The 18,148-nt window shown below is 67.3% G+C and carries 19 protein-coding genes; 10 read left to right on the top strand and 9 right to left on the bottom strand.

Going from position 1 to position 18,148, the window contains the following annotated elements; genetic code table 11:
- Window positions 1–309: 309 nt before the first annotated feature.
- Complete coding sequence (locus tag AC3IMC_RS05825) at window positions 310–1,524, bottom strand: virginiamycin B lyase family protein (protein WP_490917455.1); 1,215 nt, start codon at window positions 1,522–1,524, stop codon at window positions 310–312.
- Between the two features lie 165 nt (window positions 1,525–1,689).
- On the opposite strand from AC3IMC_RS05825, the gene AC3IMC_RS05820 reads away from it, so the two are divergent.
- The 3 genes from AC3IMC_RS05820 to AC3IMC_RS05810 all read left to right on the top strand — a co-directional run bounded on the left by AC3IMC_RS05820 (window position 1,690) and on the right by AC3IMC_RS05810 (window position 4,277).
- Window positions 1,690–2,874 (top strand): metallophosphoesterase family protein, encoded by a 1,185-nt coding sequence (locus tag AC3IMC_RS05820; RefSeq protein ID WP_490917454.1) that lies wholly within the window; start codon window positions 1,690–1,692, stop codon window positions 2,872–2,874.
- Between the two features lie 143 nt (window positions 2,875–3,017).
- Window positions 3,018–3,335, top strand: coding sequence for a hypothetical protein (locus tag AC3IMC_RS05815; protein ID WP_490917453.1), 318 nt, complete (start codon window positions 3,018–3,020; stop codon window positions 3,333–3,335).
- Between the two features lie 135 nt (window positions 3,336–3,470).
- Complete coding sequence (locus tag AC3IMC_RS05810) at window positions 3,471–4,277, top strand: alpha/beta fold hydrolase (protein ID WP_490917452.1); 807 nt, start codon at window positions 3,471–3,473, stop codon at window positions 4,275–4,277.
- 58 nt (window positions 4,278–4,335) lie between these two features.
- Here the strand turns inward: AC3IMC_RS05810 and AC3IMC_RS05805 are convergent, their stop codons facing one another.
- The 4 genes from AC3IMC_RS05805 to AC3IMC_RS05790 all read right to left on the bottom strand — a co-directional run bounded on the left by AC3IMC_RS05805 (window position 4,336) and on the right by AC3IMC_RS05790 (window position 7,544).
- Entirely contained in the window at window positions 4,336–5,580 is a 1,245-nt protein-coding gene (locus AC3IMC_RS05805; RefSeq protein ID WP_490917451.1) for an endonuclease/exonuclease/phosphatase family protein, read from the bottom strand.
- Window positions 5,581–5,789: 209 nt separating this feature from the next.
- Window positions 5,790–6,110, bottom strand: coding sequence for a GYD domain-containing protein (locus tag AC3IMC_RS05800; RefSeq protein WP_490917450.1), 321 nt, complete (start codon window positions 6,108–6,110; stop codon window positions 5,790–5,792).
- A gap of 13 nt (window positions 6,111–6,123) precedes the next feature.
- Window positions 6,124–6,849, bottom strand: coding sequence for a DUF2182 domain-containing protein (locus AC3IMC_RS05795; protein WP_490917449.1), 726 nt, complete (start codon window positions 6,847–6,849; stop codon window positions 6,124–6,126).
- A gap of 89 nt (window positions 6,850–6,938) precedes the next feature.
- Window positions 6,939–7,544 (bottom strand): DUF1326 domain-containing protein, encoded by a 606-nt coding sequence (locus AC3IMC_RS05790; RefSeq protein WP_490917709.1) that lies wholly within the window; start codon window positions 7,542–7,544, stop codon window positions 6,939–6,941.
- 349 nt (window positions 7,545–7,893) lie between these two features.
- Between AC3IMC_RS05790 and AC3IMC_RS05785 the strand changes: the two genes are divergently transcribed.
- Genes AC3IMC_RS05785 through AC3IMC_RS05770 form a run of 4 tightly spaced genes read left to right on the top strand, consistent with a single transcriptional unit; the run spans window position 7,894 to window position 12,588 of the window.
- Window positions 7,894–8,598 (top strand): DUF998 domain-containing protein, encoded by a 705-nt coding sequence (locus AC3IMC_RS05785; protein WP_490917448.1) that lies wholly within the window; start codon window positions 7,894–7,896, stop codon window positions 8,596–8,598.
- A complete protein-coding gene (locus tag AC3IMC_RS05780) occupies window positions 8,595–11,309 on the top strand; it encodes a PEP/pyruvate-binding domain-containing protein (RefSeq protein ID WP_490917447.1) in 2,715 nt (904 codons plus the stop codon). The genes AC3IMC_RS05785 and AC3IMC_RS05780 overlap by 4 nt, the downstream gene beginning before the upstream one ends.
- Complete coding sequence (locus AC3IMC_RS05775; protein WP_490917446.1) at window positions 11,306–11,992, top strand: hypothetical protein; 687 nt, start codon at window positions 11,306–11,308, stop codon at window positions 11,990–11,992. Before AC3IMC_RS05780 ends, AC3IMC_RS05775 begins: the two co-directional genes overlap by 4 nt.
- Window positions 11,989–12,588 carry a TMEM175 family protein gene (locus AC3IMC_RS05770; RefSeq protein ID WP_490917445.1) on the top strand — a complete coding sequence of 200 codons (600 nt, stop codon included), beginning with the start codon at window positions 11,989–11,991 and terminating at the stop codon, window positions 12,586–12,588. Before AC3IMC_RS05775 ends, AC3IMC_RS05770 begins: the two co-directional genes overlap by 4 nt.
- Before the next feature lie 15 nt (window positions 12,589–12,603).
- On the opposite strand, the gene AC3IMC_RS05765 is transcribed toward AC3IMC_RS05770, so the two are convergent.
- Complete coding sequence (locus AC3IMC_RS05765; RefSeq protein WP_490917444.1) at window positions 12,604–12,870, bottom strand: hypothetical protein; 267 nt, start codon at window positions 12,868–12,870, stop codon at window positions 12,604–12,606.
- 97 nt (window positions 12,871–12,967) lie between these two features.
- On the opposite strand from AC3IMC_RS05765, the gene AC3IMC_RS05760 reads away from it, so the two are divergent.
- Together AC3IMC_RS05760 and AC3IMC_RS05755 are read left to right on the top strand one after the other, a co-directional pair.
- Window positions 12,968–13,432 carry a hypothetical protein gene (locus tag AC3IMC_RS05760; RefSeq protein ID WP_490917443.1) on the top strand — a complete coding sequence of 155 codons (465 nt, stop codon included), beginning with the start codon at window positions 12,968–12,970 and terminating at the stop codon, window positions 13,430–13,432.
- Between the two features lie 97 nt (window positions 13,433–13,529).
- Window positions 13,530–14,300 carry a YoaK family protein gene (locus AC3IMC_RS05755; RefSeq protein ID WP_490917442.1) on the top strand — a complete coding sequence of 257 codons (771 nt, stop codon included), beginning with the start codon at window positions 13,530–13,532 and terminating at the stop codon, window positions 14,298–14,300.
- A gap of 22 nt (window positions 14,301–14,322) precedes the next feature.
- Here AC3IMC_RS05755 and AC3IMC_RS05750 read toward each other — a convergent pair whose 3' ends face one another.
- On the bottom strand, window positions 14,323–15,156 hold the full coding sequence (locus AC3IMC_RS05750; protein ID WP_490917441.1) for a GmrSD restriction endonuclease domain-containing protein: 834 nt from the start codon (window positions 15,154–15,156) through the stop codon (window positions 14,323–14,325).
- A 186-nt stretch (window positions 15,157–15,342) separates the two neighbouring features.
- Between AC3IMC_RS05750 and AC3IMC_RS05745 the strand changes: the two genes are divergently transcribed.
- On the top strand, window positions 15,343–16,011 hold the full coding sequence (locus tag AC3IMC_RS05745) for a hypothetical protein (protein WP_490917440.1): 669 nt from the start codon (window positions 15,343–15,345) through the stop codon (window positions 16,009–16,011).
- Between the two features lie 45 nt (window positions 16,012–16,056).
- Here AC3IMC_RS05745 and AC3IMC_RS05740 read toward each other — a convergent pair whose 3' ends face one another.
- Both AC3IMC_RS05740 and AC3IMC_RS05735 read right to left on the bottom strand, forming a co-directional pair.
- On the bottom strand, window positions 16,057–17,055 hold the full coding sequence (locus tag AC3IMC_RS05740) for an aldo/keto reductase family protein (protein WP_490917439.1): 999 nt from the start codon (window positions 17,053–17,055) through the stop codon (window positions 16,057–16,059).
- Window positions 17,056–17,084: 29 nt separating this feature from the next.
- On the bottom strand, window positions 17,085–18,116 hold the full coding sequence (locus AC3IMC_RS05735; protein WP_490917438.1) for a LacI family DNA-binding transcriptional regulator: 1,032 nt from the start codon (window positions 18,114–18,116) through the stop codon (window positions 17,085–17,087).
- Between the last annotated feature and the right edge of the window lie 32 nt (window positions 18,117–18,148).

Below are 18,148 nucleotides of genomic sequence, written 5' to 3'. Positions count from 1 at the left end.
CCCACGAGCTTGACTAGGGGGACAACTTCGATGATCACGGACACGAATGCCGGCAGGGGCTGCGATGACGCCGCCGCGGCGGAGACCGCCGGCGTGGGTACGGCACCCGCAGCCGACGGACAGAATTCCATGGCACGCCCAACTGCCCGGCGCCCTGTCGTTATTCCCCGAGGCTACGCAGTCCCCCAGGCTCCGCCGTCGAGGTCCGCCGGCCGCGAGCGCGAAATCCGGCAAGTGATCTACGACCTCGCAAGCCTTGCGGCCAGACGCAGCGCGCAATAATCCGAGACTGACCAGCCCCGAGGAAGGTCAGTCCAGCGCCCAGGCCTGCTCCACACCCGCGCCGCTGGCCTTCCTCCGGCGCCGCAGCACTCCGACAAGGACGGCAGCGCCCGCCAGCAGCAGGGCACCCGCTCCGGCAGCGACCGCCGGGACTGCGGCACCGAAGGAACCCCCGGCACCGTCTGTTGTGCCGGCGTCGGCTGGCCCCGCTGACTGTGTCTCTTCCGCGACCGGGGCGGGCGACGCAGCAGCCGCCACAGATCCGCCGTCGAGCACTGTCAGCGACTTGCCGCGCCTGTTCACCACGACCACGGATCCGTCGCTCCGCTCAGCCAGACGGCCGGGATCGTCACCGACCGCGATGGTTTTAGAAGCGGCCGGAGCCCCGGCCGGAATGACCGAGACGGAGTCGTCCAGGCTGTTGGTCACGTACACGGTCCCGTCGGCGGCGGCCAGCACCTCCTGCGGCGCCCGGCCCACGGGGATCCGCCGCGCCACCATGGTGCCGCCGGGCTCGATCACCGCAAGCTCGTTCGTCATGATGTTGGCAACGTAGACGGTCCCGTCCGGGGCCGCCGCGATCCCGTGCGGGCTGGCCTGCGCGCCCACATCAATGGTGTGCGACGGCCATGCCGCGCCGGGGGGAATCACGGTGACGGTAGCTGCGAGCTGGTTGGTGGCATAGGCCGTCCCGTCCTTGGCCAGCGCCACCCGCACTGGATACGGCCCGGCCTGGACGGTCCGGCTCACCCACGCCTCGCCCGGCTTCACCACGGACAGGGAGTTCTCCTCCGGGTTGGCCACGTACAGCGAGCCGTCCGGCCCCACCGTGAGCCAGTGCGTGCCGAAGGAGACCTTCATGACCAGGGAGACCTCGCCGGCGCCGGGGCCCACCACACCGATTTCCGACTGCGCGCCCTCGCTCTGCGCCACGTACAGCGTCCCGTCCGGCGTCACGGCGAGCGAGGTGGGACCAGCCCCGGTCCTGATGGTGCGGGACGGCGCGGTCTCCCCCGGTCGGTAGGCCAAAACGCCGCCGTTGTAGCTTTGGTCGCTGACGTACAGCGTGCCGTCGGGCCCAGTCGCGACGGCCACCGGCTGGCCGGCCACACCTATCGTTGCGGTGTCGGCGGCGGAGGCCGGAACGGTGACGACGGCGACAGCCAGCAGGAGCGCGACGCCGGCCAGCAGCGCACGCCGGAGAGCTGGCGCCGCGAGCGCGCGTGAAAGCTTCGTCTTCATGAATGATCCCCCAAGAATGCTGCCGACCCCCTTGGCAACCCTCCGATCCTACCTGCCGGGCCGGCGAGCTGTTCACCCTGCGTTTGTAACCCGGTTGCTGGGGCAACCTACAGTCACTGCGACGGCGGCGGGGAGTCTCGCCGCGCATGACGCAGAGAGGCAACGATGACCGTCAAGATCAACCAGCCCAATTTCAGCAGGCGGACAGCACTGGCAACCGCCGGCGCGCTTGGTGCACTGGGAGCAGTGGCGGCCGCTGGTACCGGCGCAAAGGCAGCGCCCGGAGCCAAGGCCCCCAAGCCGGTCCTCACCTTCCGCCCGGACGGAAAGTTCAAGGTGGTCCAGTTCAACGACACCCAGGACGACGAGCAGACAGACCGCCGCACCATCGAACTGATGAATGGCACCCTGGACGCCGAGAAGCCAGACTTCGTGGTGATCAACGGCGATGTCATCAACGGAGGCTGTGATACCGAACTGGAGGTCAAGCAAGCACTCAACCACGTCGTGCAGCCGATGGAGAGCCGGAAGATTCCATGGGCCGTGACGTTCGGCAACCATGATGAAGACTCCGTAGCAAGGACCGGCATGACTGAGGCCAAGATGCTCCAGTTCCTGCAGAGCTACGAGTTCAACCTCAACGACGATTCTGCCGCCGGCGTCACCGGCACCTCCAACTCGCTGCTGCTGGTGCAGTCATCCAAGTCCAAGGACCCGGCGTTCGGTCTGTGGCTCATCGATACCGGCCGCTACGCACCGGACACCATCAACGGGCAGGACTTCGCCGGATACCCGCACTGGGACTGGGTCCGGATGGACCAGGTCACCTGGTACCGGAACCTCTCCATCGCCACGGAACAAAAGTACGGGCGGAAGGTCCCGTCACTCATGTGGGGGCACATCGCGCTCCACGAGCACCGCAACATGTGGTTCGCCAGCCTGGACTCCCGCACCGACGCTGACCACCAGCGGGCCATTGCCAAGCACGGCATCGTTGGTGAACGGAACGAGGACGAGTGCCCCGGCCCCTTCAACTCCGGCCTGTTCAACGCCTTCCTGGAACGCGGCGACGTCCGCGGCTACTTCGTGGGCCACGACCACGTCAACACCTATGTGGGCAACTACTACGGGGTGGAACTCGGTTATGGCCCAGGCACGGGGTTCGGTGCCTACGGCCTGCCGGGTGCGGACCGAAACAGGCTCCGCGGCGCACGAGTCTTCGAGCTGGATGAGAACCACACCGGCATCTACAAGTCGACCCGCTTGGTGTTCGCCAAGGACATGGGCATCGACCTGACCGCCAACGACCAGCCGATCACGCCCCTTCGCTTGAACCCGGCGCAGCTCTAGCGGCCTGCGGGCGGGGACACCGTGGACATCACGGCGTCCCTGCCTGGGTCCGGGGGCCAAACGAGGGGATTTCCCCCTTTGCGCCGGCATCCCGCAGGTCTACCCTGATCCGCATCAGCGTCCACCGCCGTCGAGGAGCCGTCATGCCCGGGTTTGTGCAGATCATCGAATTCAAGACCTCCCGCATTGAGGAGATCAAAGACCTGGGGCGCCCTTCAAGAACCGGGGAAGGCGCTCCGGCCACCGTGCGCCGCATTGTTGCCACCGAGGACAGGGACCGCCCGGGGACTTACTTCACCATCGTCGACTTCGACTCCTATGACTCTGCGATGCAGAATTCCAACCGGCCGGAGACATCAGAATTCGCTGCCAAGATGGCGGAACTGTGCGACGGGCCGGTGATCTTCCACAACCTCGACGTCATGTGGGAGGAAACCGAACCAGGTGCGGACAACCGGTAGGAAGCGTGTGTGCCTCCCGTCAGTCCTGCTCCGTAGCGGGGTGGAGCCCGTCCAACCCTCATCGTTGATCTCAGTCAGCTCGCGTCAGCACCGCTGGCTGCGGCGGCGGAGCAGCAGGAGGCGTAGCCTGAACCCATGGACGCCGATGTACGGCAGCTCCGGCTCCGCACCGGCATCACGGTGCCGTGCCTCGTTCAAGAGAACAGACGCGGCGGTGCAGGTGCCACTCCCCTGCTGTTGCTCCATGCCTGGGCCGAATCCCGCAATAGTTTCGACCGGCTGATCCCCCTCCTGCCCGGCTTCCGGATCTACGCACCGGACCTGCGCGGCCAGGGCGATGCCGACAAGCCGGCGACAGGCTACTCCCTGGCGGAGCAGGCGGACGATGCCGCCGCAGTCCTGGACGCGCTGGACGTCCCGCGGGCCGCCGTCGTCGGGTCCTCCAGCGGCGGTTACGTGGCCCAGCGACTCGCGGTCGTCCATCCCGGAAGGGTGGCCGCGCTGGTGCTGGTGGGGTCTCCCCAGAGCCTCCAGGGACGGCCCGCCTTCGCCGACGAGGTGGACGCGTTAACCGACCCCCTCGATGAGGCGTGGGTGCGGGACTCGCTGGCCTGGTTTCCCCTGCTCCATGACGTCCCTGCCTGGTACATCGAGGACCGCGTCCGTGACGGCCTGCGGATGCCCGCCCATGCCTGGAAGGCCATCCTCAACGGGTTGTGCGAGGCCGCGCCGCCCACGGAAGCCGGAACCATCCAGGCTCCCACCCTCATCCTCTGGGGCGCACAGGACACCCTGCTGCCGCGCAGCAGCCAGGAGACGCTGGCGGCCCGAATCCCAGGTGCGGTGCTGAGGATTCACCCTGACGTCGGACACCTGGTCCTGTGGGAATGCCCGGAGCAGGTCGCGGCGGACATCGCAGCATTCTTGCGCTCGCAGCCCTGACCCACGCAAGCTGATGGTCCCCGCGCCAGGGAGGCAGCCACGGGCCGCGATGGAACCGTTACGAGGACTTACCCGGGAGCTGCAGTTCCGCCCAGACCAGCCGGTGGTCGCTGCTCGGGAACGGGTAGACACCCGTAAGCCGTGACAGCGGGTCCGCCTGGGACGGCCAGAACACCCCGGCGTCCAGCACCTGCGTGCCCCGTGACGGCAACACGTAGTCCGTACGGAGGTTTCCCGGCGCAGTGTCCGCGAAGTCCGCCGTGTCGTAGCGGGGGTCACCCTTCTGGCTGTTGTTGGCTCCGCCCTGCAGGGCCGCCGCTTCAGGTCCGCCCGCGGAGGTGGGCAGGGGGTCCACGATCCGCTTGGAATTGAGGAGCTGCGTGATGGCGGAGCCCACGGAGTCGCCGTCCAAGGGGTCAGCATTCTGGTCGCCGACGATGACGAACGGTTCGCTTGGCCGAAGCCCCCGTTCCTGCCCCTTGTCGTCAACGATGTAGTTGGAGCTGCCCGGGGTGACGTAGTCAGCCCAGAAGCGGATTTCGTCGTGGTTGCGGCGGCCGTTCCGGTCCTCAGGGCCGTCAAAGGTTGGCGGCGTGGGGTGCGAAGCCAGCACGTGCACGGTTTCGCCGCCCACCGTCACCGGGACATCCCAGTGCGACTTGCTGGACAGGCGCACCGCCTCAAGCTCCTCCTTGGAGTACCAGTCTGCAGGCTCCGGCGTGGCTGGGTTGTCCGGCAGCAGCGCCCCCGGCATGTCCTTCCACAGGAAGTTCCGGAACGTCCTCACACTTTCCGTGTCGATCGGATACTTCGACAGGATGGCCATCCCGTATTGGCCTTCGAAAGCACCGAAGCCAAAGGCGTCGTCGCCGCCGCCGACCTTCCCGTCGTTGTTGAGGTCAAAGCCGGAAGGGACGCCGGTATTGGACGGAGCAACAAAAGCGTAGGGGTAGTCCACCGGATCAGCGCCATTCTGCCCCTTGGCCAGGTAGTTGCTGCGGAAGAGGTCCACGGCCCGGTTGTCCGGCACGTAGTCGAACTCGTTGAGCAGGATGACATCGGGGTGTGCCCGCTGAATGACCTCGGCCACGGCGCGGGCCTGCGCGTTGTCCGGAGTGGACAGGTCCGCCTCGAGCTCACCGGCTTTTGCCCGGTTCAGCGACAGGTTATAGGTGGCCACGCGCAGGTCCACAGCGTGGTCCTTGCCGGGTTCGGCGCGGGCCGGAACTGGACCGAGTGCGGCCGTGAGGCTGGCGAGGGCGGCTGCGGTAAGGGCAGCGGTCAGTGGGCGTCTGGTGGACATGGTGCTCCTTCGCGGCGGTGTACGGCGGCGCGTTCAACCTAAGCCGCCAAGGTGACAACCACACGTACGCCAGGCAAACGGAAACATGCGGGGACCAAAGCACCCACCCGCGCCGACGCGCCGCACGCAGCCAGCGGCCGCCGTCGTACATTACGACGGCGGCCGCTGACGCCGGTGCCTAAGGCGCCGAGGGCATCATCGAGGCGACGCTATTGTCCGGGCGCCCGGTAGGACGGGGTCTTCTTGGCGGCCTCGTCGATGTCCTCCACAGTCAGGAGCGGCTTCAGGCGGACGTTGACGTTCCCGGTCGAATTGATCAGCAGCGACAATGCTGCGGCGCTGGCATCGTCAGGCACCTCAAAGACGCCGAGGACGTCGTAGTAGCCAAATGCGTAGTAGAAGCTCTCCAGCGTTCCGCCCACGGAGCCGAGGGCCTGCGTCAGGGCCTCGCGCCGCTTGGTGCCGCCTTCCTGCATGAGCCCCTTGATTCCGTCACCCACATACGTTGCTTCAAACATGTACTTCGGCATGATCTTTCCTTTCCTACATTCCCATCCCGGTTGTCGCCGCAGGAACCAGCGCCACCCCCAGTGCGATCACGACCAGCGCCGCCGCAACAGAACGGTTCGCCAGACGCCTCCAGGGCAGCATCTTCTCCCCGGCAATGAAGGCCCCGATCAGGGCCATCCACCCGACACTCATCACGCCGAGTGCGAACAGCGCAGTCATCAGCGCCCAGCAGCAGGCCACGCACCAGGCGCCGTGCTCAACGCCCATCCGGAGGGCACCCGAATAGCCGGGCCGCATCCGGTGCAGGATGAAGTCCATGGGCGAGCGGCATTTCATCAGGCTGACGTTCTTGGCCGGAGTGAGCTGGTACACGGCAGCCATCAGGATGACGGCTGCCGCGACGTAACGCCCGCCCTGGTCGGGAGCGAAGGCCGCGGGTGCCATCGCCGCCGCCCACATATAGAGCCCGTACGCCACCAGCCCGAATCCGGTCCATGCGGCCAGGTAGCCGGCCACGAATACGGCGGTTGACCCGGCCGGCGCGTACCGTCCGGTCTGCCGCCTGTGTCGCTGGATCCGGTGGTAGGCCACCACCATCGGCGCCACCGACGGGAACATCATGGCTGCGAGCATCACCACCCACGTCACGGTGAAGAAGCCCACCGGCCCCGGATTGGTCCACGCGCCCATGTCCATCCCTGCCAGCTGCGTGGACGTAAAGACCCAGCTGGCAGCGGCCAGGACCAGCAAGACAGCCACCAGTACTGCCTCCCGCGGATCAACGCGGGAGGCGTGGGCGACTGCCTCGCCGTTTCCGGCAAGCTTCCGGTGACGCACCGGCCGGCCGTTCAGCCCCGGCCCTTTGGGGCGCCTTCGGCCATCTCGCTGGCGAACGTGAAGTCGGACGTTTCGCCGTACGAACCGTCGAACTCCAGCCCGAACAAGTTCACGTGCCCCGGTCCCTTGCCGATCCGGAACTCGGGCGCGAAGCCGTACATGGCGTTCTTCACTGTGGTCACGCCCCCGTCCGGGCCGGGCAGCGGCTCGAACATGTACCTGCTCTGCTGGCCTACCGATGCCGAAGGCCGCTCGCCATCCGAAAACGTCACGGCGGCGCGCTCCAGGCCCAGCCAATCGCCGTACAGGCCGGCAAAATCGGCGAAGGGGCCACCGGCCTGACCACGAAGAATGCTTTCCAGGGCGGCCACTTGTGCATCCGATGCGGACTGGTCGACGACGGCACCCACCTTCCAGCCGCCCGCCGTCAGGTTGGCGGGGAACCAGTTGACGAACGCGAAGTCGACGCCGGACAGGTCGGTGTCATCGAGGTTTCCCTTTGCAATATGGAAGACATTCAATCCGCTGCACTGGCCACCAGGCCCGGTGGGTACGCCGTCCACAGGACACGGACAAACCAGCTGGCACACGCAGGTGCCCACGTAGGTTCCGGACATTTCCCAAGACACAGCATCCTCCTCACCTGGCACCATCGCCTGGCAGAAGCGGCCCGGATCCGGCGCCCCATCCCTGGAAACGGGGCAAACGGCCCCGTTAATGCAGACCGTATTCCCCCGCCCACGGGCAGTCAATATGGGGGGCTACCCAATGATTCCGCTCCCTGGAGGAACCGGAAGAGAGGCAGAAAGGGAGGCGTGACTCTCGGATAAATGCACACCATCGCGGCCCCAAGGCCGTTCGGCCCTAGCGGCATCCAGCGCTCCGGCGGAGGCTGATACTGGCGCCGGGGCAACCGTCCGTAGGCCCTGCGCCGGCCACCGCCACACCGTGAAGTGGAGGACCTCCATGTCGATCGCCGGAGGACGGTTCCCCCAGCGCCGCTGGGCCGCCGCGTTTCAGACTGCCCGCAGCGACGCCCTGCGCAAGATCCTCCTCGCCGCCGGGCCAGCGTCGTCGCTGCTCTACGTGGTCTTCACCGATGTCTTGGCTGCGTCCCGCTGGAACGGCTACCGGCGCACCGAGCAGATGGTGAGCGAACTGTTCGCCGTCGGCTCCCCCGGCCGGGACGTCCTGGTCCCTTTCACGTGGATCTATACGGTCCTGTTCACGGCGTTCGGGCTTGGCGTCTGGAACTCCGTGCGCGGCAACCCTCCTCTGCGCATCGGCGGCGCCCTGCTTACCGCGTACGGGCTGTGGAACATCATGGGCGCCCTCTTCCCGCTGACGCTGGGTGAGGCTTCCTCCGTTCCCATGCACATCATCGCCACCAACATCCAGCTCGCACTGATGGTCGCCGCCATGTGCTTCGTCGCGGCCGGGTTCCACGGCCGGATGCGGATCTACTCGATCATCTCGCTCGTGGTGTCAGCGCTCATGGGTATGGTCGCGTTCATGGCGGCGCCGGGGCCGAACCTGGTGCTGGGCATCGGCGAGCGCATCAGCATCGGCGCGTTCCTGCTGTGGGTGGCGGTCCTCGCCGTCGTGTTGTGGAAACGGACAGCGCCAGGGAAACGCACGACGGCGGCGGGCAGCAAGGAGGCAACGTCATGAACTACGCGAACGGCCTGGGTAACGTGAAGCCGGGCGACATCGCCGAAGCCGGCGGCAAGGCCGTGGGCCTGGGCGGCCTCATCCAGGCGGGGCTGCCGGTGCCACCGGGGTTTGTGCTGACCACCGACGCGTACTCCGAGTTCGTCGCCCGGAACAACCTCGCGGAAGCCATCCAGGAACTCGCCACGCTGGAACCGCAGGCCTCACCGGAGGACTACGAGCACGCCTCCGCGCTGATCCGGACCCTGTTCAGCAAGGGCGCCATGCCGTCCGGCATCCAAGCCGAACTCGAGGCCGCCTACGAGCACCTCGGCGAGGGCATCGCCGTCTCCGCCCGGTCCTCCGCCACGGCCGAGGACCTCGCCTCTGCCAGTTTCGCCGGGCAGCAGGAAACCTACCTCAACATCCGCGGGCCGGAGGCGCTCAGCAAGGCCGTCATCGACTGCTGGGCCTCGCTCTGGACGGCGCGCGCCATGGCCTACCGCGCCCGCCAGGGGGTACCCCCGCAGGAGGTGCGCCTCGCCGTCGTCATCCAGCAGATGGTGGAGGCCGACGCCGCCGGGGTGATGTTCACCGCCAACCCCGCCAACGGCCGGCGCGACCAAACGGTGATCAGCGCCGCGTGGGGCCTGGGCGAGGCCGTGGTCAGCGGCCAAGTCACCACGGATGACCTCACCGTCGACACTGCCACCGGGAAGGTCCTCTCCCGGCAGACAGCGGACAAGGAACTCATGACTGTCCTCTCGGCGGACGGGACGGCCGAGGAAAAGGTGGCGGAAGCCCGCCGTCGTGCGCCCGTCCTGGACGATGCCGCGGCGGCGGAACTGGCCCGTTACGGCCAACGGATTGCCGAGCATTTCGGCGCGCCGCAGGACATCGAGTGGGCGCGGGCGGACGGCCAGTTCTTCCTGCTGCAGTCCCGGCCCATCACCGCGCTGCCCGAACCCTCGGCCGACGCTCCCACAGAATGGCCCGTCCCCTATCCCAAGGGGCTCTACTTCCGGGCGAGCATCGTGGAGCAGATGCCGGAGCCGCTCTCCCCGCTCTTCGCCGACCTCATCGACGGTTCGGTGTCCCGCTCGATCTCGGCCCTGATGAACGACGCGCTGGGCCAGCACTCCCTCCGCGAGGGCGACGTCCGGTTCCCCACCATCAACGGCTACGCCTATTACTACTACCGCACCTGGCCCATGCTGCGGATGACGGGCAGGACCGTTCCCGCGATGGGTGCGCTGTTCCGCGGCAAGGCACACATGGGCGTCAAAGGCTGGCGCGACTACTCACATCCGCGCTACGAACGGATCATCAAGGACTGGTCCGTCACACCGCCGGCGGAGCTTCCCGGCGAGCGGCTGCTGGCCGGCGCGCAGGCCCTCCTGGACGCCGGAACCGTCTACTACACGGCCGTGCAGTCCATCATTCCGATGGCCGACATGAGCGAACTCTCCTTCCGGGCGTTCTACAAGACTGTCCGCCGCGACGGCGATCCCCCGGCCCAGGAGCTCCTCCTGGGTTTCGACAGCGAGCCCATCCGGGCGGAAAAGTCGCTGTACGACCTGGCTGGCTGGGCGCGCAGCGACCCGTCGCTGGTTTCCGTCTTGCTGGAGCGGCCGACGGCGGAGCTCGCCGAGTGCCTGCGCACCGGTTCCGCGCCGCCTGGGGTGGACGACGCCCTGTGGCAGGAATGGCGGATCACCTTCCAGGAACACCTGGCCCTGTACGGCCATGCGGTCTACAACCTCGACTTCGCCAGCCCCGTCCCGGCCGATGATCCCTCCGCGCAGGTGGCGACGGTGAAGTTCTACCTGCGCGGGCAGGGCACCGACCCGCACGAGCGGCAGCGGCAGCTGACCGAGCGCCGGGAGTCGCTGACCCGGGAGGTGGCGGGCCGGCTGGGGCCGCGGCGGCGGGCACTGTTCTTCCGTCTGCTCAGGTGGGCGCAGGAGACGGCGCCGGTCCGCGAGGACGCGCTGGCCGACGTCGGGCTCGCTTGGCCGCTGCTGCGGCGGATGCTGCTGGAGCTGGGGCGGCGGCTGGTGGACTCCCGTGTGATTGCTGCACCGGATGACGTGTTCTGGCTCCACTTCTCTGAGCTGCAAAGCGCGGTGGAGTTCGGGCTGGCGGAAACTGATTCCGGCGTTTCCCTGGCCGGTGCGTCCCGTCCGGTGCGTGGCGCCGCCGTCGAGGAGCGCAGGATGCTGTGGCGCGGCCAGGCGAAGGCCGCGGCCCCGCAGATGCTTCCGCAGAAAGCGTGGATGGAGAAGGCGTTCGGGTCGATGATGCCGGGAGGCCCCCAGCAGCAGGCCGGTGACGTGATCAAGGGGACCGGCGCGAGCTCAGGACGCGTCTCCGCGCCGGCCCGGGTCCTACGGGGGCCCGAGGACTTCGGACTGATGCAGCCCGGTGAGGTGCTGGTGGCCCGCATGACCACCCCCGCCTGGACGCCGCTGTTCGCGATGGCGTCCGCGGTGGTTACCGACGTGGGCGGCCCACTGAGCCACAGCTCCATCGTGGCACGCGAGTACGGCATCCCCGCCGTCCTGGGGACCGGGGTGGCGACGCAGCGGCTGGCCGGCGGCCAGAAGGTGAGTGTGGATGGTGACGCCGGGACGGTCACCATCGAGGCGGCTGCCGGTGCCGCCGCCGGGGGTTCCGGAGCGGCTTCTTCTGCGGGCGGCCTGAATCCTGGGTACAAGGGAAAGCTGCCATGACATACCGCACGCGCAGGGGCGCACTGCTGACAGCGGGTGCAGGGGCGTGTTGTGCGGCCGCCTACCTGGCGGTGGTGCGGCCCCGCCTCCTCCGCTGGGGTGCGACAGACGAAGAAGTGCGGGGACCATACCCAGGTGCGGATCTGATTCCGGACAGCACCCGAAGCGCCACCATGGCAGTGACCATCGAAGCGCCGCCCTCCCAGGTGTGGCCGTGGCTGGTGCAGATGGGCACCGACCGCGCGGGCTGGTACAGCTGGGACCGCCTCGACAACTTTGGGCGGCGCAGCGCCGAAAGCCTCCACCCGGAGTGGCAGGACATCGCCCTCGGCCAGCATCTGGCGGCAAAGCCGGATGGCAGCGAGTGGTGGGAAGTCGCTGCCCTTGAACCCGGGCGTTTCCTGGGCCTCCGCATGTCCCTTGATCTGCGCGGGCGTCCCTTCGATCCGGCAGGGGCGCAGCCACGCTTTTACACCGACTCGATCTGGGGATTCGACGTGCGCAGCCTGCCGAACGGGCACACCCGGCTGGTGGTCAGCGGGTACTGGGCGCTTCGGCCCAGGTGGCTTCAGCCCATCCTGAGCCTGGCGATCCTGGAACCCTCGCACTGGGTCATGCAAACCCGGCAGTTCTCGAATCTCAAGCGGCTCGCCGGCGGCCAGCAGGGCATGATATTCGAGTGAACAAAAACCGGCTCGAAGCCTTCAGTGACGGCGTCCTCGCCATCATCATCACCATCATGGTGCTCGAACTGCACACACCGGAGGAACCGACATGGGCGGGGGTTGCTGCGGTCCTGCCCGCGATTTTCACCTACCTGCTGAGCTTCGTGTACGTGGGGATCTACTGGAACAACCACCACCACATGATCCACCTGGCCAGCAGGGTGAACGGCGCCATCCTCTGGGCCAACCTGCACCTGCTGTTCTGGCTGTCGCTGTTCCCGTTCACCACGCGCTGGATGGACGAATCCGGTTTCCAGCAGGTCCCCGTGCTGCTGTACGGAACCAACCTGCTGTGCGCCGCAATCGCCTACTTCATCCTGGAACGGCGGCTCATCGCAGCGCAGGGCAAGGACGGGGCCCTCGCCAGGGCTGTCGGGAAGGACTGGAAGGGTAAAGCCTCCCCCGCCATCTACCTCGCCGGAATCGCCCTCACCCTGGTCCAGCCGCTCCTGGGAGTCGCCGCCTTCACCGTCGTCGCGCTGATCTGGCTGGTTCCGGACCGGCGGGTGGAACACTTCGTCGTCAAGGCCCAGGACAGCGCCGGGCAGCCGTGAAACAGGGCGCTACGGCTACTCCCCCATGCCGGGGTGCACGGGAACAAAGTCCACTTTGTTGCCGGAGTTCTTCCGGGCCGCCGGCGTCCGAGTGAACCCCTTGGCGTCCAGTCCGTTCCTGGCCCGGAATTCTGCGAGCGCGGTGTCGTAGGCCTTGTTGAGGGTCTTACCGGAGAACTCGCCGGTGCTGCCGTCTGTGAATGCGATCCGGATCCGGACGCTGGCCGGGTAGTGCCGGGTCATCCGGATGAAGCCGTCGGCGTCCTGCTGGAGTGTAATCACGGGGTCCTGCTTTCGTTGGTGGGAGCAGTCTCAAGTTTGCCGCGGATCCCTTGAATCCCGTTCCCGGCCGACGCCATACTTGGCCATGGCTTGGGGGATGACACGGCGTGGAACGTGGATGCGGTACGGCCTGCTTTCGGCCCTGCTGATCGGGATCCACTTGGGAACCCTGTGGTTCTTTTCGGACGGCGTTTACCACGGCGGCGCGAACGTCCCGCTCCGCAGATTCCCGGAGGACGTCGATGTCTTCTTCGTCCTGACGTTCACGCCCACGTTCATTGGTCTCAAGTTCCTGGCTTACGACTCCGCAGTGCGGGCAATCACTAAGGGCTATACGCCGGCCGCGGTGATGGTCGTCTTCATTGCCGGCTACGTGGTGGCCTTGGCGATGGAAATTGCATTCCTCATCGCCGCGTCAAAACCGGTAGCGGACTCAGGCTTCGCGATTTTCGGCTCGATTCTCCAAACGCCGTTCGTGCTCCTCTTGGCCGGCGCCATCGTCGCAGGTTTGGCGCTGAACAAGGACTTTCCGCCGCAGACGCAGCCAGGCACATCGCCTTAACCACCGCCACTGCGCGGCCTCCTGGAAGATCGGAGGATACTGAAAGGGCCTCCCGCCAGCAACCACTGCGTCCCCAGGACGGCCGAAAGGTATGCCCATGCCCGCCCGCTTCCTCCCCGCCCACCCGCCCAGCATGCACCTGGTGCTCATGCTGGCGCTCACGTTCTCAACCGGCGTGCTGGACGCGGTGGGCTATCTGGGCCTGGACCGGGTGTTCACGGCAAACATGACAGGCAACGTGGTGATCCTGGGCATGGCACTGCTGGGCGGCGACAACCTTCCCGTCCTTGGCCCCATCGTGGCGCTGGCCGGGTTCATGACCGGTGCCATGATCTCTGGACGTGCACTGCGGCTCAGCAGCGCCGGCTGGAACCGCCGCACCACCACGCTGCTGGTAGGTGTCAGCGCCGTCATGGCGGTTGTGGCAATCCTTCTCCTGAGCGGGGTCAACCCGCGGCACAACGAGGTCCTGACGGTTGCCATCACCGGCACGCTGGCGGTCACGATGGGTGGGCAGGCCGCCACCGCCCGTCACCTCAACGTCAGGGACGTCCCCACCGTGGTGGTCACCTCCACCATCACCGGCCTGGCCGCCGACTCACGCCTGGGCGCCGGCACCCACCCCTTCTGGGGGCGGCGGCTTGCGGCCATCGGGCTGATCATGGCCGGCGCTGCGGTGGGCGCCGGTTTCGTGCAGCTGCACCTTGGGCTCGGGGTGCTGCTGACGGCGCTGCTCACCCTTGGGGTCGCCCTGCTGGGCTGGAGCGCCACCAACAGGCACTCTCCCCCGCACGCCGCGGACACGGCGACGGCCGCACCCAGTCCGGGCGCCGCCGTCGTAAGACCTGATCCGCAAGCCGAACCGTAGGCCCCAGCCGCAGGAACGGCGGCTATCCCTCGCAGGCCACCCCGTCGCCGTCGCCATCCAGCCCGGAGCGGTACCCGGCCGTTCCTGCGTAGAGCGGTGCTGCTCCGGCAGCCACCACCTCCGCGCAGTTGGCGTAGTAGACAACAGTGGTGCTGGAGGCGGCCGCGACATACGTCGGCGCCGGCTGCCCGGGGCAGCCGCCGAGGATGCCCGCGATCGCGTCGTGCTCGGCCTGCGTCACCCACAGGCCGTAACGGGCCTTCACGGAAACCTGGCGCGCCACGTACTCGCACCGGAAACCCTTGGCCGGCGGCAGCCAGGTGGCGGCGTCGCCGTCGCCTTTTTGCTGGTTGGTGGGCCCGTCGGTGGCCTGGAGGTTCAGCGGATCATTGGCGAACGCCGTCCGCTGCTCGGTGGTGAGCTGTTGGGCGCCCTTCTGCCAGGCGTCGCTGAGTGCCACCACGTGGTCGATCTGCACGGCGCTGCTGGTGGTGGTGCCGCGGAGGAAGCCGATGACGGTGCCCGTGTACGGGTCAGCGAGTACGCCGGTCTTGACCGTGCAGGGGACGCTGTTGACGTAGGTGATGTCCGTCAGGTCCCGGTTGAGGATGTCGTTGCGGGTATCGCAGCCGTTCCGGTCCACGTCCGCCCAGGTGGGCCCGAACAGCGACCGCTCATACCCCGTCTTGGGGGCGCGGCCCTTCACGGGAAGGGTCTCGAGAAGGTCTGAGGCGGTGGTGGTGTCCGCGGCAACGGCTGGCAGGCTTCCGGCGAAGAGCGCCAGCAGGGCGGAAAGGACGACGGCGGCAGCCCAGCGGCTGCCGGACGCGGGCGTGGTGGGCAAAGACGTGGACATGCAGTTCCCCAGGTTCTGTGCACGAGAGTTGAGAGGGCCGGCGCTCCATGGCTGCCGACGCCACGGACGAGCTTATCGGCCGCCTACGAGCGGTTCCCCGGAACTGTGCGAACTCTTGGCAATTACTGCGCGAATCCTATGGTGAGATTCAACGCGGGCTAATTCAGCTGCACTGATAATGAATGGGTGGTCACCATATTCAAAGTCCTTCACAACGCCCTGTTTTTAGCGGGCTACCTCTCCATACTCATACTCGCCATTATTGTCGGTCATTTCGGTCGAAAAGACATTGAAATAGCAATTTTTGCTGTTGCCACGGCGATGTATGTCGCCATGCTCGTTCTTGCATCAGCGGTCAACCGCAAGAACAAGCGGATGGGGCTCGTGCAGGAGCCATCCGCAGGCGCGGCCAACCTACCGGGAAGAGTCCACAGCCTGCATGCCTCCGCCTCCTACGACCACGACGCCCACACAGTTTGGGCCCTGATTCGCCCCGCTGAAAGCGCGGTTTTCCTCTCAGATGCACAGCGGGCGTTTACTGTTCCCGGGACGCCACCAGGCGTAGGGGAACAACAGTGCTTCATCGGGCGGGACGGGTCCGTCTCAGTCATTGAAGTCATCGGCGAGGAAAGCCCGTGGTGGGCAACGACAAGGCCGATCGCACAGGACAAAGCTAACCAGCGTTATACCTATCGACTCGAGCCGACCCCTACTGGTTGCACGCTCACCATGGGAGCCGTTATTGAGCTTCCCGGAAATGCCGCCTTCGCCTACGACCCAAATAACTGGTGGGAAAACCATTCTCGGAAATACTTCAACCGCGTTCATGAAGTTCTTTCGGCCCGGCAAGACTAATCGGGAGAACGACGGCGGCACCCACGCCGTGTGCCGCCGTGGAACTTAAACCCGCTCGGGGAAGGATTCCACCTTCGCCGGGTCCCGCTCCACCAGGTCCCCGAGGATGCCATCAAGCTTGGTGACGAGCGCGGGGTCAAGACGGACTCCCGCCGCGGTGACGTTGTCCCGGAGCTGCTCCGGGCGCGAGGCGCCGACGATCGCCGAGGAGACGTTCTGGTTCTGCAGCACCCAGGCCACGGCGAACGCCGCCATGGACAGGCCCGCCTCCTCCGCCAGCGGCTTCAGCTTTTGCACGGCCTCCAGCACCGGCTGCTGCATGTAACGGTGTTCGGTCTTGACATCGCCGCCGTCGGCGGTGAAGCGCGAGGCCTCCGGGCCGCTGCCGCCCGGCACGTACTTGCCCGTGAGGACTCCCTGCGCGATGGGCGACCACACGATCTGGGACAGCCCCAGCTCCTGGCTCAGCGGCACGATCTCCGGTTCGATGACCCGCCAGAGCATGTTGTACTGCGGCTGGTTGGAGACCAGGTGGATTCCGAGTTCCCTGGCCAGCTCCACTCCCCTGCGGATCTCGTCCACCGTCCACTCCGAGACGCCGATGTAGTGCGCCTTGCCGGCCCGGACAATGTCGGCGAAGGCCTGCATCGTCTCCTCCAGCGGCGTCTCATAGTCGTACCGGTGGGCCTGGTACAGGTCCACGTAGTCGGTGCGGAGCCGGCGGAGCGAGCCGTTGATGGACTCCATGATGTGCTTCCGGGACAGGCCGCGGTCGTTCTTGCCCTCGCCGGTAGGGAAATAGACCTTGGTGAAGATCTCCAGGCTTTCGCGCCGGACCCCGTCGAGGGCTTCACCCAACGCCGCCTCGGCCTTCGTGCCCGCGTAGGCATCCGCCGTGTCGAAGGTAGTGATGCCCAGGTCCAGGGCGGTGCGGACACACTCGGTGGCGGCGGCCTGGTCGATCTGTTCGCCGTGCGTGGTCCAGTTGCCATAGGCGATGGCGCTGACGTACATGCCGGAGTTGCCAAGCTTGCGGTATTCCATGGTTTCCTCTCAGGGATTGGTCTGGCTGTCTAGTTCGTTGGTGCGGCGCGGCGGAGGCGCCGGGGCGGTGCGGTGCTGCCCCGGACCACCAGCCGGGGTTCGATGCGGCCCGCCGACGCCGGCGCTCCCGACAGGGCCCCGAGGATGGCTTCGGCAGCGAGCCGGCCCTGCTCGGCCACGCCGTGGTCCATGGTGGTGAGGCCGATCGCGCCGGCCAGTTCGTGGTTGTCGTACCCGACGACGGAAAAGTCGCCGGGGACGCTCAGTCCCGCGCCGCGGAGGGCGGCCATCGCCCCGAAGGCGAGCTCATCGGACGCGGCGACCACCGCCGTCGGGGGTTCCGACAGGGTGAGGAACGCGCTCATTGCCGCCGTCCCGGCGTCGACCGTGTTTTCGACGGCGGCCTCCAGCGCCGGTTCCTCCGGCAGGCCCGCCTCGGCCAGCGCGTCCCGGTAACCCCGGAGCCGCTCCGCCGGCGGCACCCCGCCAAGGGGCGACCCTTCCGTCCCGCCGATGCCCAGGAAGGCTATCCGTTCGTGTCCGAGGTTGAGCAGGTGCCGGGTTGCCGCCCGGCCCCCGGCCCGGTCCTCTACCTTCACCGACGAGGCCCCCTCCCGTTCGGAGCCCACCAGTGCGACGGCCTGGCCCTGCTCCTGCAGCGCCGTGAGTTCGTCCGGCGTGAGCTGGAGGGCCGCCACCAGGACTCCGTCGGAGCGGCCGCGCAGCCTCCTGCCCGCGAAGAACTCCTCCCGCAGCCCCGGCGTGGACAGCTCCACCAGGAGCACGTCGTAACCCGCCTGGCTCAGGACGCGCCCGGCTGCCGCGATGACCTCGGCGAAGAACCATTTGGAAAGCAAAGGCACGACGACGGCGACCGTCCGGGTGCGACCGGTGGCGAGTCTGGAGGCGCTGGGCGAGATAGCGTAACCGAGCTCCTCAGCAGCTTTTCGCACGCGCTTGCGGGTCGCGTCCGAAATTCCGGGGATGTCCCGAAGGGCGCGGGAAACCGTGGAAACGGAGACTTGCGCGCGGGCGGCTACCTGTTCGACTGTTGGGGGCACGCCCCTACGCTACGTGCTGCAAAGCGCCTTTC

This window comes from Arthrobacter sp. E70 (assembly GCF_058266945.1).
This window is presented reverse-complemented; position numbering and strand designations above follow the sequence as displayed.

Coding starts and splice junctions, on each gene's coding strand:
- AC3IMC_RS05760 (WP_490917443.1), top strand. CDS start 12,968: ATGACACGGCGTGGAACGTGGATGCGGTACGGCCTGCTTTCGGCCCTG.
- AC3IMC_RS05740 (WP_490917439.1), bottom strand. CDS start 17,055: ATGGAATACCGCAAGCTTGGCAACTCCGGCATGTACGTCAGCGCCATC.
- AC3IMC_RS05775 (WP_490917446.1), top strand. CDS start 11,306: ATGACATACCGCACGCGCAGGGGCGCACTGCTGACAGCGGGTGCAGGG.
- AC3IMC_RS05785 (WP_490917448.1), top strand. CDS start 7,894: ATGTCGATCGCCGGAGGACGGTTCCCCCAGCGCCGCTGGGCCGCCGCG.
- AC3IMC_RS05750 (WP_490917441.1), bottom strand. CDS start 15,156: ATGTCCACGTCTTTGCCCACCACGCCCGCGTCCGGCAGCCGCTGGGCT.
- AC3IMC_RS05780 (WP_490917447.1), top strand. CDS start 8,595: ATGAACTACGCGAACGGCCTGGGTAACGTGAAGCCGGGCGACATCGCC.
- AC3IMC_RS05800 (WP_490917450.1), bottom strand. CDS start 6,110: ATGCCGAAGTACATGTTTGAAGCAACGTATGTGGGTGACGGAATCAAG.
- AC3IMC_RS05810 (WP_490917452.1), top strand. CDS start 3,471: ATGGACGCCGATGTACGGCAGCTCCGGCTCCGCACCGGCATCACGGTG.
- AC3IMC_RS05790 (WP_490917709.1), bottom strand. CDS start 7,544: ATGTCCGGAACCTACGTGGGCACCTGCGTGTGCCAGCTGGTTTGTCCG.
- AC3IMC_RS05815 (WP_490917453.1), top strand. CDS start 3,018: ATGCCCGGGTTTGTGCAGATCATCGAATTCAAGACCTCCCGCATTGAG.
- AC3IMC_RS05820 (WP_490917454.1), top strand. CDS start 1,690: ATGACCGTCAAGATCAACCAGCCCAATTTCAGCAGGCGGACAGCACTG.
- AC3IMC_RS05805 (WP_490917451.1), bottom strand. CDS start 5,580: ATGTCCACCAGACGCCCACTGACCGCTGCCCTTACCGCAGCCGCCCTC.
- AC3IMC_RS05755 (WP_490917442.1), top strand. CDS start 13,530: ATGCCCGCCCGCTTCCTCCCCGCCCACCCGCCCAGCATGCACCTGGTG.
- AC3IMC_RS05825 (WP_490917455.1), bottom strand. CDS start 1,524: ATGAAGACGAAGCTTTCACGCGCGCTCGCGGCGCCAGCTCTCCGGCGT.